Genomic DNA, 14,031 nt, shown 5'->3' on the forward strand with positions numbered 1-14,031 from the left:
TTTGAAGCCTGGAGTGGTTGGTTTAAAAAGGGAGTGACCCGTTTTGTTCCTGCTAAGGACAACGGGACACCCCCTTATAACTTCAATTACTGTCCTAAAATTTGTTTGCCTTTATCCTTGAAGTCCTGCGCGATCTGCTCCGGTGTCTTCTCTCCCGAGAACAGCGCCTGAATGTTCGGCTTCACCACTTGCTCCTTGAACTTCTTCTGGTTGCCTGAGGCATCTGCATCGAGGTTCAGGGTCACCGGAATTTCTTTGAAGTTTGCGAAAATTTCCGCTGCTTTGATTGTGGATTCCGTACCGAGTCCTTTGCCTTCATAAAACTCCGCTTGGGATTTGCGAACGAAAGGCAACACCAGTTCATTCGCGGAATTGCCGGCTTTCGCGCCGCTCAGTCCTTCCATGATCAGGAACGTGTTCTTCGCATGCTCTTCGCCTTTATCCTTCTTCTGTTTGAAAGCGACATAGCCTTCACCAAACATGGATGTCTTGCGCTCCGCCCCGTCATTATGCGGAACCGGCAGCAGGACGAACTCGATTTTCGCGCCTTGGACCGTACCGCTGTCAATATCCTTCGCGCGGTTCTGAAGCATCACATCGTAGTAAGGAATCGCTTTGGACACAACCGCGGCTTCCTCTGCATAGAACAGATCCATCCGTTTCGCCGGCGTAACCGCGGCAGTCTCGGCAGGCAAATGTCCGGCTTTCATCAGATCGGACACGAATGTCATCGTGTCCAGAATCCGCTCGTCGTTCCATTGGAACTCGCCTTTATCGTTCAGAACGTCCGGCATGCCGTTGCTGCGTGTCAGCATTTCCATGAAGTCCAGGGAAGTACCGTCCGTCACCAGCGCATACTGCGTATTTCCGTTCGGGAGCTTCTTGGTCAGCTTCTCGGCAGCTGCCTTAAATTCGGTCCAAGTCCAGCCGTTCTCTTGAATAGCCTTCCAGTCGATGCCGGCTTCTTCAAGAATCTTCTTGTTGCCGCCCCAAGCCCAGAGGGATTGGTACAGCGGAAGTCCATATTGTTTGCCCTGGATTTGGCCCAGCTCAAGCGTTCCCGGCAGGTAGTCGTTTTTGATCTCGTCTGTAATATAAGGGGAAAGCTCCAGTGCAAGGCCCGTATCCACATAAGCTCCATCCACCGCGTGGAAATAGAGGTCAGGCGGGTTACCCGCATTCAAGGCCACGTCGAACTTCTTCGGACCTTCAGCCCAGGAGAGCACTTCGGTTTGGACCGTAATGTGCGGATATTTTTCTTTCAGATCCGCCACATGCTCTTTCAACTCATCTTCGTATTTACCATGAACCGGATAAGTCCAGACGACAACCGTATCCTGCTTCGGTGCGGCCTCACCGTTTCCTTCCGATGTGGTCCCGGATCCGCCTTCCGGAGTCTTCGCCCCACCGGATCCGCCGCAAGCTGCGGTAAACACGAGCATCAAAGAAGCCAACAATGTAAGCCAACCTTTTTTCTTCATGTACTACTCCCCTTATCATTTATATATTTGTGGTTTTCGCTATCAACTACAACCGCTTGATCGCTTGCCGACTCTCATCCAGGTATTTCACTGAATTCTCGTAATTCCGGCTGGCGACGCCAAGATATAAAATATCGATAAGATTAAGCTGCGTAATACGAGAGGACATCGCGCCACTGCGAATCTCGTTCTCCGTGGAAGAGGTGTACAAGGGAATGTCTACCGATCGGCTCAAGGTAGAATCACCGTATTTGGTAATGCCAATCGTCTTGCACCCCTTCTCCCTCGCAATGGCTGCTGCGCGGATCACTTCATCCGTTTCACCGGAGTAGGAAATGCATACGGCCGTATCATCTGGCGTCAGCAGTACCGCCGAGGTGAGCTGAACATGTGGATCCGGAAAAGATATGCATACCTTATTAATCCGCAAAAATTTCTGTTGAGCATCCATCCCGATCAGATTGGAAGCCCCTACCCCGAACATGAAAATGCGCTTCGATTGATCGAGGGCCAGAACGGCCTCTTCTACCTTCCCTTCCTCCATAATCTTCATCGTATCCCGAATCGATTGAATGTTGTTGTTCGAGACGTTCTGTATAATTGCAGAAATGCTGTCATTGGGCCGGATATCCTGATACCCGGTGGCTAATGGCTCCTGCAAGTCTCCAGCTACCTTCAGCTTCAGATCCTGATAGCCTTTGAAACCCATCGTTTTGCACAGGCGTACTATGGCAGCCTGACTGGAACCGCTTCGGACTGCAAGATCCGCGACCGACATCTGTATCATCTCTGCCGGTTCCTGCAAAATGAAGGCTGCAACTTTGCGCTCGGACGGATTTAATGAATCATACACCTCACGCAATCGAACCAATCCGCCGTTCATTTCTTGCCCCCCCTTTACAAATAATCCTCTGATGATCACCCATATGTAATATTACTTTACACAACTTGAACGAAAGCATGACTGGTATCGCTTTCAATATCAGTGGATTGAGTTTATTATAAATTGTATGAAATTATATTTCAATACATAATTCATGATTTAAAATTTTATTTTACAACACTTCTGTTTTCTCCTATACTGGTTATAGAAAGCGAAGTGGTTCAATATGGAAATTTTTATCGGTGTGGATGGTGGCGGTACCAAGACCGAAGCAACCGCTATCAACAGCGCTGGAGAAGTGTTGTCCCGGTTTACCAGAGGTTCCACCAATCCCTACATTGTAACCTTTGATAAAGCGATGGAGGAACTCCGAACGGTGTTGGATGGGCTTCTGGCACCTCTTTTTAATAAGTCATTAATATTTACATCAATATGTCTTGGAATGTCAGGTGTAAGCTCTGCAGAAGAACGACGTCGTGTTCAGTCCTTCCTTCATTCCTATTTCCAGCAGCGGCAGCTCTCGATGCGTATTTACATGCGCTCGGAAGCCGAAATTTCATTAATGGCCGTACTGGAACGTCAGTATGGAATACTTGCGATCTCGGGAACCGGATCCAATACCTATGCTATAACCAAATCGGGAGACATCCACCGCGTCGGTGGCTGGGGACATCTTCTCGGAGACGAAGGCAGCGGCTATCAGATCGGACTTCAGGCTCTAAAATCTGTCATTAAGAGCCACGAGGGCATTTTGGCACCCACCATCATGAGCAGCCTGATTGTTGCAGCCTATCCTCTCCAGCATATTACCGATCTCAAATCTTACATTTACCAGCCCGCTATAACGAAACAGGATATCGCTTCCTTCGCCCGCTGCTGCATAGAAGCAGCCGAAGCCGGTGATGAAGCGGCAAACCGTATCATCCGGCAGCAGGCAGAAGAACTGGCCGATACAACAAGCGCTCTCATCAGGCGGCAAGCTGAATTCGCAGAGAGTGAACTCGTGCGGATCGGCTCGATCTTCAAACATTCGCAATCGTTTCGGGAAACGTACACTAGCATTCTGCTAACGCGTTATCCCCGCCTCCGGTTCCCCGAAGGAAATCGTGAACGTACACCCGCCCATGGCGCGGCCCTGTTAGCCTGCAAGCTATTTACAGACGGCGTCTCTGACTTGCTGTAGCTTTACATCAGTGCCCGTCCATATTCCAAGGCAAAAAAGGAGACCTGTCTCATGACGAATATTCTAAGTCAATTGACAACCGAACAGCCTCATGAAAATACGCAGAACATTGATCAGTTGAGCTCAGAACAAATTATGATCCTCATCAATAGCGAGGATAGCCTGATCACCGATGCGATCCGCGAGCTTATTCCTCTTATAGCTAGAGCGGCAGATCTCGTAGTAGAAGCTTTCCAGAAGGGGGGCAGATTGTTCTATATAGGTGCCGGAACCAGCGGTCGAATCGGGATTCTGGATGCATCCGAGTGTCCGCCTACCTATGGGACAGACCCTTCTATGGTGCAGGGATTGATCGCTGGTGGTTTCAGGGCCGTGAAGGAAGCTATCGAAGGTGCCGAGGATAGCGAGGAGTTAGGTGAACAGGATATCCATGAAAACGGGATCAACGAGAAGGATGTTGTCATCGGCATCGCTGCAAGCGGCCGCACGCCCTATGTTCTTGGTGCAATGAGACGCGCCAAGGAGTGTGGAGCCGTTGTCATCGGACTCTGTAATAACTACGAATCGCCGATGCATCAGTACGCGGATTTTGTGATCGAAGCTGTTGTCGGACCGGAAGTGATCATGGGCTCCACGCGGATGAAGGCCGGTACTTCGCAAAAGCTGATTCTGAACATGCTGACAACGACCGCCATGATTCGAATCGGCAAAGTGTACAAAAACCTAATGGTCGACCTCAACCCGTCCAATAACAAGCTTGTGCATCGCGCCAAACGCATTATCACCCTGGCAACGGGAGCATCTGAGGATGCTGTTGAGAAGGCATACCATGAATCCGGCGCCCATGTCAAAACCGCCATCGTGATGCTTCTGGCTAATGTCAATGCCGCAGAAGCGTCCAAACTCCTTGACGGTACCAGCGGATTTGTTCGCAGCGCGATCGATATGAAAACAACGAAGTAGCATATTTCGTGCTTCTATGGCCTATCATGAACATCGATCGTAAAATGAAACGGGATATCCCAAGATCATGTTGATCTGGAGATATCCCGTTTATTTGTTCGCCAGCATGGACCTTCATTTACAGTTAGTCGTCATCATACTAATGGGCCGATTGGTCTCGTCGTTCCTTGTAGTCCGATCATGCCCTTATCGGATCAATCAGATTTAGCCTCACTCATAGAACCGAGCCTTCTTGAAATGCATAAGTTCATCGACCTTTGTCCGACTTCCAACCTACCTGTTGTTCACTCCATGCCCACAGGCGAGCGGCAAGTTTCGGATCCCTTGCCTTCTCGGTGGTCTTGGCTGGTTTGCATTTAACGTAATATTCCCCTGTCACATGCTCTACTTCAGGGCTTGAAGCCAAGTAAATCGCTGTCCGCGCACCTTCCTGCGCGGTTAGAAAGAACGGACCAAGTAGCTTATGGACCGCTCTGCCAAAGCCTGTATCCCGGTTCACGCCAATGCTGGTACTCACTGCACCGGGATGGAGCGCATTGACCGTTACCTTTGTCGGCTGCATCCGACGAGCCAGCTCTTTCGTAAATAAAATATTCGCCAATTTGGACTGCGCATAACCTTTGACCACATTGAATCCTTTACCGAGATTAGGGTCATCCAAGTGGATGCTGCCCACTTTGTGTGCGCCAGAGGATACGTTCACAACCCTCCCCTGGCGGGCACGCTGAAGAGGCTCCAGGAGCTCGTTCGTCAGTAAAAAATGCCCCAGATGATTGACCCCCATCATGGCTTCATATCCGTCCTGCGTCAATTCCCGCTTGAGGGTGACCACACCCGCGTTGTTTACCAATACATCGAGCCTGTCGTATTTGGCCTTAAAGTCGGAAGCAAAAACTCTGATGCTATCAAAAGAGCCCAAATCCAATGTCATCAGCTCAATTTTCGAGCTGCCGCTCTCTTGTAACGCTTGCCGAAGAGCCGCTTCTCCTCTGGCTTGGCTCCGACAAGCCATGACGACGTGCCCTCCCCCTTTGGCCAGCTCCACGGTTGTCGCCAGGCCCATTCCGGAGTTCGCTCCTGTCACGATGATGATTTTCCCTGTCATGTCATTCATCCACAGACCTCCTGCTTCGTATACCTTCTACCATTGTAATAAAAAAACGTCTATCGACGTACTTTCTCAGAAGACAGACCGCATTTAGCGGAAATTTTTCTTGCGAGATAAGGATGGTAAGCCTCTGAAGTTTATACTTTCTTATCTCTAAAAAAAAGTCCCGCCACCAACATCCATTTGGAGACGAGACTTTAATAACGCACTGGATAAAGCTTATGGCAGGCTTAAACGCCTCAAGCGCCGCCATTCATCGCAAGTATGATGGCAGCCAGACCGAAACAGAGATTCAGCAAGCACAGAAATACTAGTGTCTGCTTCTGATTGAGTCCCGTTGCCAATAAACGATAATGCGCCTGGGATGCATCGGCCTGATAGATCGGCTTCGACTGAAGCATTCTGCGGATGACTACGATGATATTATCGAAGATCGGCACGCCCAGTGCGAAGATTGGAACGAATAAGGACGCCAGGGTTGCCCCTTTAAACGCACCATCCAGAGCAATAATCCCGAGTATGAACCCAAGGAAAGTGGCTCCGGCATCCCCCATAAACACTCTGGCCGGCGGCTTGTTGTACTTTAGATATCCTAGCGCGGCACCTACAAGAATGACAGCGAGGAGCGCGGACTCGCCTCTGCCCAGCGTAATCGCCACAACAAACAGCGTACCTCCGGATATGGCGGAGAGTCCTCCGGCAAGACCGTCGATGCCATCCGAGAAATTAATGACTGTCGTTACACCGAAAATCCACAGAATCGTTAAGATGAGCTGCAGCCATTCCGGCAGGTTAATATACTGACCCGTAAACGGATTGTTGAATCCTTCAAACGCGATGCCATAGCTGTATACAACGACGGCTGCGCTGACCTGTACAATGAGCTTCGGCAGCGATGCCAGCTCCTTGCCCTGGGACTTATACCAATCGTCCACGAGGCCAATCCCGAGAATCAAGGCGCTACCGATAAAGATACCTACCGCTTCCCTTGAAATGACGCCGGTAAGTGCAAAATAAGTGATGAAAAATCCGATAAATATGGCGATTCCCGCCGTCAGCGGTATTGGCTCGCGGTGTATTTTCCGCTCGCTGTCCGGCCTTGGCTTGTCCACAAAATCAAGCTTGATCGCAAGCTTGCGAAATGGCGGAATCAGGACCAATACCAGCACCATAGATATGACAAACGCTGCAAAATATAGCATAGTTTCCTCCCAATAAATGATGAATAATGGAGAACATTGCAATCTAAGTATATGACTTATATCGAACTCTATCAACCTATTAGAAAGAAAAAGACTGCTGCATCAGTAGAATTTCTACTTAGCAGCAGCCCTCCCGGACTTTACAGGTTAAGACTCCTTCTTCACCACAAGTCCGATGATCATAACGATAAGTGCCAGCAAAGCAATCAACTGATCGATGGTCATGGCCAAAAGCCTCCTTCAAGCAGGATGACTCTTGCCCGGGCTACACATCTCCCTCTCCCGTTAAATGCCTTACGTTTTCCCCACTACCATCTTATGAGGGCTTCCACCCGTTTTATGACGGGGACCGCCAAAAAACCTGCCCCCGTTTATAAAAAACGGGAGGCAGGTTTCCAGCTTAGCTTTGAAAATGAGGCACTGATATAGGGATGAGCGATTCGCACGAGCAGTGGGTGCTCACCCTGTTGTCCTTAGTGTTCGGTTTATGACATCGCTTCGGATTAAGGCTTCACCTTACTCCGTCACAATGTCATAAATCAATACTGGCGCATCCGCATGATCTGCAATCCGAATGCTCTCATACAGCTTCTGCTTCACGTCATCTACGTTCTCGCGGTTAGCATGAATGGTTACAAGGGAATCGCCCTTCTTCACGGCATCGCCGACCTTCTTGTTCAGCATCAGGCCTACAGCCAAGTCAATCTCGGATTCCTTCGTTGCACGACCGGCTCCAAGCAGCATCGCTGCGGTACCGATCTCATCCGCTACTAGCTCCGCGACAACACCGTCCTGCTGTGCAGGAAGCTCAATCAGATACTGCGCCTTCGGCAGTCGGTCGGGGTGATCCACCACGGATGGATCTCCGCCCTGGTTCTGGATGAATTCCTTGAATTTCTCCAATGCCTTGCCGTTGCGGATAACCTCTCTTAACATCTCTTCGGCATCTTCAAGCGAATCTGCCTTTTGAGCAAGGAAAACCATCTGCCGGCCTAGAGCCAGGCACAGCTCCTCCAGATCCTTCGGACCCTCGCCGCGAAGCGCATCGATTGCTTCCTGTACTTCCAGCGAATTGCCGATCGCAACCCCAAGCGGCTGACTCATATCGGAAATGACGGCCATCGTTTTGCGGCCGACATTGTTGCCAATGCTAACCATGGCGTGTGCCAATTCCCTGGCATCCTCCACGGTTTTCATGAACGCGCCTGCTCCGGTTTTAACATCCAGTACAATCGCATCCGAGCCTGCAGCAATCTTCTTGCTCATAATGGAGCTGGCAATCAGCGGAATGGAATTAACGGTAGCCGTCACATCCCGAAGCGCATACAGTTTTTTGTCCGCCGGGGTGAGGTTCCCGGTTTGGCCGATGACGGCGATTTTATGTTGATTCACAAGGTTCACAAATTCGTCTTTGCTGATCTCCACATGAAATCCTTCAATGGACTCCAACTTGTCAATCGTTCCTCCGGTATGGCCGAGGCCGCGTCCGGACATCTTCGCTACGGGAATATCCAGTGCCGCTACAAGCGGAGCCAGAACGAGTGTCGTGGTGTCGCCTACGCCCCCGGTGGAGTGTTTATCAACCTTGATTCCCTCAATTGCGGACAGATCAATCGTTTCTCCGGAGTTTACCATTGCCATCGTCAGGTCCGCCCGCTCCCGATCGGTCATGTCCTGGAAATAAATCGCCATGTTCATGGCGCTCACCTGATAGTCGGGAATATCTCCCTTGGTATATCCGTCGATGAAGAAATTGATCTCTTCGGTTGTCAGTTCCTTGCCGTCTCGTTTCTTCGCAATTAAATCAACCATTCTCATCGTACATTCTCCTCACTGTTTGCGATGATTGTGTTCCTTCCACGGGCATCACTACAAATGCGGATTGTTCTTCCAATCGCCGTTGCCCCGCTTCACTTCTCCAAAACAATTCCGCCTTCTTCGCTCGGGACAGTTTCCTTACAACGAAATCGCTGTATCCAACGCGACTTCCATCATCTCGTTAAACGTCGTTTGGCGCTCCTCGGACGAAGTCTCTTCCCCTGTCAGTAAGTGGTCACTTACAGTCAGGATCGTCAGAGCATTTACGCCGAAGCGTGCGGCAATTGTGTAGAGGGCCGTTGTTTCCATCTCTACGCCCAGCACGCCGTGCTGCATCAGCTTCTCAACCACTGATTTGTCCTCACGGTAGAACACATCGGACGTGAACACGTTACCGACATGCATCTTAAGGCCTTTCTCCTTGCCGCGCTCATACGCGCCGAGCAACAGCGGGAAGCTGGCGATCGGGGAGAAATCATAACCGTTAAAGTGGTGACGGTTCATGCCGGAATCCGAGCAAGCCGCCTGGGCCAGGATAACGTCGCGCACACGAACGTGCTCTTGCATCGCACCGCATGTTCCGACACGGAACAAATTTTTGACGCCATAATCCCGAATGAGTTCATTGACATAAATCCCGATGGAAGGCACGCCCATGCCCGAACCTTGCACGGAGATGCGTTTTCCTTTGTAGGTTCCCGTAAATCCGAGCATGCCCCGCACTTCGTTGTAGCAGGTCACATCCTCCAGATACGTCTCGGCAATAAATTTAGCGCGCAGCGGGTCGCCTGGCAGCAGAATCGACTCCGCAATATCTCCTGGTTTCGCTCCAATATGTGTACTCATGTCCCATTCCTCCACATTTTCGATTATTTCAAATCATTCAAAAAGCTTGTTCCGTGCTCTGGCAGCTTCACGCCAAAGTTGTCGGCAACCGTGGCGCCAAGGTCAGCAAAGGTTTTGCGAAGCGGAAGTTCCTTCCCCTCCGCAAAACGTGGAGAATAAACAAGCAGCGGTACGTACTCACGCGTATGGTCCGTTCCTTTGTAAGTCGGATCATTCCCGTGGTCGGCCGTGATGATCAGTAGATCCTTTTCCGTCATTTTCTCAAATACCTCGGGCAGGCGCTGATCGTAATCCTCCAACGCTTGGCCATATCCTTTTGGATCGCGTCGGTGTCCGTATACCGCATCGAAATCCACGAGGTTCAGGAAGCTCAATCCCTTGAAGGATTCACCCAGGGTTTGCACCATTTTGTCCATGCCGTCCATATTCGATACGGTTCTGACTGCCTTCGTAATGCCTTCGCCATCAAAAATATCGGAGATTTTACCAAGAGCAATGACGTCTAGACCAGCATCTTTCATTTCGTTCATCGTGGTACGTCCGAATGGCTTCAAGGCATAGTCATGCCGATTCGCCGTACGCTTGAAGCTCCCCACCTCGCCAATGAACGGACGCGCGATGATCCGGCCGAGCATATAAGGATCTTCCAGTGTGATTTCGCGGCAGAATTCGCAGATTTCGTACAGCTCTTTCAGTGGAACGATATCCTCATGCGCAGCGATTTGAAGCACGGAGTCCGCCGAGGTATAGATGATCAAAGCCCCCGTTTTTACGTGCTCTTCGCCAAGCTCTTCGATAATCTCCGTTCCGCTGGCCGGCTTGTTCCCGATGACCTTGCGTCCGGTCTTCTCTTCAATGCGCTGGATCAGCTCATCCGGGAATCCGTCCGGGAACACGCGGAATGGCGTATCGATATACAGGCCCATGATCTCCCAGTGACCCGTCATGGTATCTTTGCCATTCGAAGCTTCCTGCATCTTCGTATAGTAAGCCCTAGGTTTGTCCGCGACAGGGACTCCCTCGATCTCCCGAATGTTGGACAGCCCGAGCGCTGCCATATTCGGCATGTTGAGCCCGCCGCATTCGCGGGCGATATGACCCAGCGTGTCGGATCCGACATCGTCAAAATCAGCCGCATCCGGTGCTTCACCGATACCTACAGAGTCCAATACGATCAAGTGAATTCGGTCAAAACGTTCCATATCCATTGCTCCCCCTCATATATGAGTTTTTAATCAAACTATCCATAAGGCTCGCTTGTAGTAGTCCTTCAAACCTGGCTTACAGGAACAGTCCGGTAATCGTGGCCGACAGCACGCTCACCAGCGTTGCGCCGTACAACAGCTTGAGACCGAAACGCGCAACCACGTTCCCCTGCTTCTCGTTCAGGCCTTTGACCGCGCCGGCAATGATGCCGATCGAGGAGAAGTTCGCAAAGGACACCAGGAATACCGATACGATACCCACGGTGCGTTCGGACATATTCGTGAAGTTGGCCAGATCGAGCATCGCAACGAACTCATTCGATACCAGCTTCGTAGCCATGATGCTGCCTGCATCCACTGCTTCTTTCCAAGGCACGCCCATGACAAAAGCAAATGGAGCAAAAATATATCCTAACAGCTCCTGGAAGGTGATTCCGAAAATAATATCAAAAATGCCGTTGATCATCGCGATTAAAGCAACGAAACCAAGGAGCATCGCTGCAACGGTAATCGCTACCTTGAAACCGTCCATGATGTACTCGCCCAGCATCTCGAAGAAGGATTGCTTCTCCTCTTCTTGCACCTCCAGGATATCCTCTTCCTTATCCACCTTGTAAGGATTGACGATGGAAGCAATGATAAATCCGCCAAACAGGTTCAGTACAAGCGCGGTCACCACGTACCGTGGCTCGATCATGCTCATGTAAGCACCGACGATCGACATCGATACCGTGGACATCGCGGAAGCACAGAGCGTATACATACGGTGCTTCGGAATTAAGGCGATCTGTTTTTTTACCGAAATAAACACTTCGGATTGCCCCAGAATCGCGGAAGCTACCGCGTTGTAAGACTCCAGCTTACCCATGCCGTTGACTTTACTCAAGACGAGACCGATATATCTTACGATAAACGGCAGCACCTTAATATATTGAAGTATACCAATCAACGCGGAAATAAACACGATTGGCAGCAGGACATTCAAGAAGAACGGACCATTACCTTCAATGGCAAAGCCGCCAAATACAAACCCGATTCCGGCTCCGGCGTAGTCAAGCAGCGCTTTAAACGTATTCGCTATCCCTTTAACAAGATACTCGCCGACATTGGTGTTCAGCAGTATAAATCCAAGGATCAGCTGCAGCCCAATCATGACAGCCAGCGGACGGTAACGAATGTGGCGCTTATCATTGCTGATAAGGAACGCAAGACCGAATACGACCAGCAAACCTAGTATGGCGATTAAATATTTCATCGTCGTTGTTCCCCCATAGGTGAATTTTTTGATATTACTCGGCTACCGAATCATCGACAATCGAAAATGGCCAAGACATTAGTAGGATGAGCTGGATTGGCCGCCCTCCATGATTTTCACGCCGCAGCTCGCACCGATACGCGTTGCACCCGCTTCAATCATGCGGTCCATGTCTTCCTTGCTGCGTACGCCGCCGGAAGCCTTCACACCGGTGTTCTCGCCAACGGTCTTGCGCATCAGGGCAACGTCTTCCGCCGTCGCTCCGCCCGTGGAGAACCCTGTTGACGTCTTCACGAAATCGGCTCCAGCTTGCACAGACAACTTGCTTGCACGCACCTTTTCTTCCTCCGTCAGAAGGCTTGTCTCAATGATGACTTTAACCAGAGCTTTGCCTTTCGCCGCGTCCACTACAGCCTGAATATCGTTCAGTACAAACTCATCGTTACGATCTTTAAGCGCTCCAATGTTGATTACCATATCAACCTCTTTGGCCCCGTTAGCGATAGCGTCCTTCGCTTCAAAGGCTTTTACCGCGGATGTCGCAGCTCCCAGTGGGAAACCGATGACCGTGCATACTTTGACGTTGGTGTCCGCTAGCTGCTCAGCACAGTAGGATACCCAAGTCGGGTTCACACATACCGAAGCAAATCCGTACTTTTTGGCCTCATCCGTAATTTTCGTAATCTCGGCTTGGGTTGCATCCGCCTTCAAGAGCGTGTGGTCGATCATTCCTGCTATATTCATCTGGTTAAAACACTCCTTAATCTGTTTTTTTTGCAATCTTGTAAAAGCGCTATCATAACGCTTAATCCTTTAGACGGGACCATCATATCACAGACCTGAACATATGTAAAATGCATATTGAAAATATGTTCATTCCCATTTATTGCAATGATATATATCATTGTTCGCTGAGCGACAATTCATCATTCAGGAATAATCTAACAATTCATTCCTTTTACTATGCTCTATACCCGATCAAGGTAAACATAAACAGAAAAGAAGCCCCTCTTCCTGCATAGAGAGCTAATTTCAACGCATTAAAAAACACCTCATCAAGGCGAGCGAGAAGCTGTACCGGCTTCAAATCTCCCTAAAACGAGGTGTCTATTTCATTATCCACATCAAGTTGAGCATTTCATGATAACAAGGCTTGCGCCGTGAACTGGTCCGTCACCAGAATGTTTGCATATTTACCGACCAGCGCCGCTCGAATGGCATCTACCTTTCGCTGCCCGCCTGCGACGAGAATGGATTTTTCCTTGTGCCGAAGATCATCCAAATCGATGCCCACCGTACGATTGTTAATATTCTCGCTGCACACCCTGCCCTCCACATCAAAAAACCGAGAGCAAATATCGCCCGCACCGATCTTCTGCAGCAGCTTCTGTTCTTCCTTGCTAAGATAGCCGAGCCTAAACAGAAGTGCGTCCTCATGAACAGTACCGACCGTGAACATGGCGATGTTGGCTTGTTTGCCTAATTGGATAATCCGCTGGATATGCCGGTCTCGCTCCACCATTTCTTTCAGCTCAGTGGTATCAAAGATGACGGGCAGCGGCAAATATCTCGCCATCGTGTGGTACGCCTCAGCAAAAAGATTGACAATCTCGGCGGCGTACGTGTTCACATGCGAGTGGCTGACACCGCCCTTCAACTGCACGACCTCTACGCCCCGAACGGGCTTCTGCTGCAGCTGAAGTGCCACGGCATGCATGGTCGTTCCCCAGGTCACGCCGATAATATCAGCATCCTGAACCGTTTCATGAAGGTAATCGGCTGCCCTTTTGCTGATATGCTTCTGAATTTCGCGGTATTCATTGATGGGGGAATAACTCACCAGCACCTGTTCCAGTTCGTACTTCTTCTTCACTCCTTCGCCCAAAGCGTCCAGGTCCTCGAGAGGGTCCACAATGCTGATCTGCACATAGCCCTGCTCCTTGGCGTGCTGAAGCAGCCTGGAGACCGTAGGACGTGAAACGCCGAGTCTTGTCGCGATATCCTGCTGGCTGTAATCCGACATATAGTACAATCTTGCCGCCTCAATGCTAAGGCGCTGTTTATCCTGATCCATGATCCAACCCACT

12 protein-coding genes are annotated in these 14,031 nt (G+C 50.2%); 2 read left to right on the forward strand and 10 right to left on the reverse strand.

Annotated features, from left to right (window positions below):
* Positions 1–86: 86 nt before the first annotated feature.
* Positions 87–1,481 carry an ABC transporter substrate-binding protein gene (locus AB4124_RS24905; protein ID WP_339291787.1) on the reverse strand — a complete coding sequence of 465 codons (1,395 nt, stop codon included), beginning with the start codon at positions 1,479–1,481 and terminating at the stop codon, positions 87–89.
* A 46-nt stretch (positions 1,482–1,527) separates the two neighbouring features.
* The gene (locus AB4124_RS24910; protein ID WP_076325332.1) at positions 1,528–2,364 is read right to left on the reverse strand and encodes a MurR/RpiR family transcriptional regulator; all 837 of its coding nucleotides are present in this window, start codon (positions 2,362–2,364) and stop codon (positions 1,528–1,530) included.
* A 226-nt stretch (positions 2,365–2,590) separates the two neighbouring features.
* Here AB4124_RS24910 and AB4124_RS24915 point away from each other — a divergent pair, with 226 nt between their 5' ends.
* A complete protein-coding gene (locus AB4124_RS24915) occupies positions 2,591–3,547 on the forward strand; it encodes a BadF/BadG/BcrA/BcrD ATPase family protein (protein WP_441974524.1) in 957 nt (318 codons plus the stop codon).
* A gap of 51 nt (positions 3,548–3,598) precedes the next feature.
* On the forward strand, positions 3,599–4,510 hold the full coding sequence (gene murQ, locus AB4124_RS24920; RefSeq protein ID WP_076325330.1) for an N-acetylmuramic acid 6-phosphate etherase: 912 nt from the start codon (positions 3,599–3,601) through the stop codon (positions 4,508–4,510).
* Positions 4,511–4,757: 247 nt separating this feature from the next.
* Here murQ and AB4124_RS24925 read toward each other — a convergent pair whose 3' ends face one another.
* The 8 genes from AB4124_RS24925 to AB4124_RS24960 all read right to left on the reverse strand — a co-directional run bounded on the left by AB4124_RS24925 (position 4,758) and on the right by AB4124_RS24960 (position 14,018).
* Positions 4,758–5,624 (reverse strand): SDR family oxidoreductase, encoded by an 867-nt coding sequence (locus AB4124_RS24925; protein ID WP_441974525.1) that lies wholly within the window; start codon positions 5,622–5,624, stop codon positions 4,758–4,760.
* A gap of 233 nt (positions 5,625–5,857) precedes the next feature.
* Complete coding sequence (locus tag AB4124_RS24930) at positions 5,858–6,820, reverse strand: MraY family glycosyltransferase (protein WP_076325329.1); 963 nt, start codon at positions 6,818–6,820, stop codon at positions 5,858–5,860.
* Positions 6,821–7,336: 516 nt separating this feature from the next.
* Positions 7,337–8,638 (reverse strand): pyrimidine-nucleoside phosphorylase, encoded by a 1,302-nt coding sequence (locus AB4124_RS24935; protein WP_076325328.1) that lies wholly within the window; start codon positions 8,636–8,638, stop codon positions 7,337–7,339.
* Between the two features lie 138 nt (positions 8,639–8,776).
* The gene (gene deoD, locus AB4124_RS24940) at positions 8,777–9,484 is read right to left on the reverse strand and encodes a purine-nucleoside phosphorylase (RefSeq protein WP_076325327.1); all 708 of its coding nucleotides are present in this window, start codon (positions 9,482–9,484) and stop codon (positions 8,777–8,779) included.
* A gap of 23 nt (positions 9,485–9,507) precedes the next feature.
* Positions 9,508–10,686 (reverse strand): phosphopentomutase, encoded by a 1,179-nt coding sequence (gene deoB / locus AB4124_RS24945; protein ID WP_430109616.1) that lies wholly within the window; start codon positions 10,684–10,686, stop codon positions 9,508–9,510.
* Between the two features lie 79 nt (positions 10,687–10,765).
* Positions 10,766–11,944 carry a NupC/NupG family nucleoside CNT transporter gene (locus AB4124_RS24950; RefSeq protein ID WP_441974526.1) on the reverse strand — a complete coding sequence of 393 codons (1,179 nt, stop codon included), beginning with the start codon at positions 11,942–11,944 and terminating at the stop codon, positions 10,766–10,768.
* Positions 11,945–12,022: 78 nt separating this feature from the next.
* The gene (gene deoC / locus AB4124_RS24955; RefSeq protein ID WP_430109612.1) at positions 12,023–12,688 is read right to left on the reverse strand and encodes a deoxyribose-phosphate aldolase; all 666 of its coding nucleotides are present in this window, start codon (positions 12,686–12,688) and stop codon (positions 12,023–12,025) included.
* Between the two features lie 394 nt (positions 12,689–13,082).
* Positions 13,083–14,018, reverse strand: coding sequence for a sugar-binding transcriptional regulator (locus tag AB4124_RS24960; protein ID WP_441974527.1), 936 nt, complete (start codon positions 14,016–14,018; stop codon positions 13,083–13,085).
* Between the last annotated feature and the right edge of the window lie 13 nt (positions 14,019–14,031).

The sequence above is a fragment of the Paenibacillus sp. 2KB_20 genome (assembly GCF_052115765.1).
Taxonomy (GTDB): domain Bacteria; phylum Bacillota; class Bacilli; order Paenibacillales; family Paenibacillaceae; genus Paenibacillus_AQ.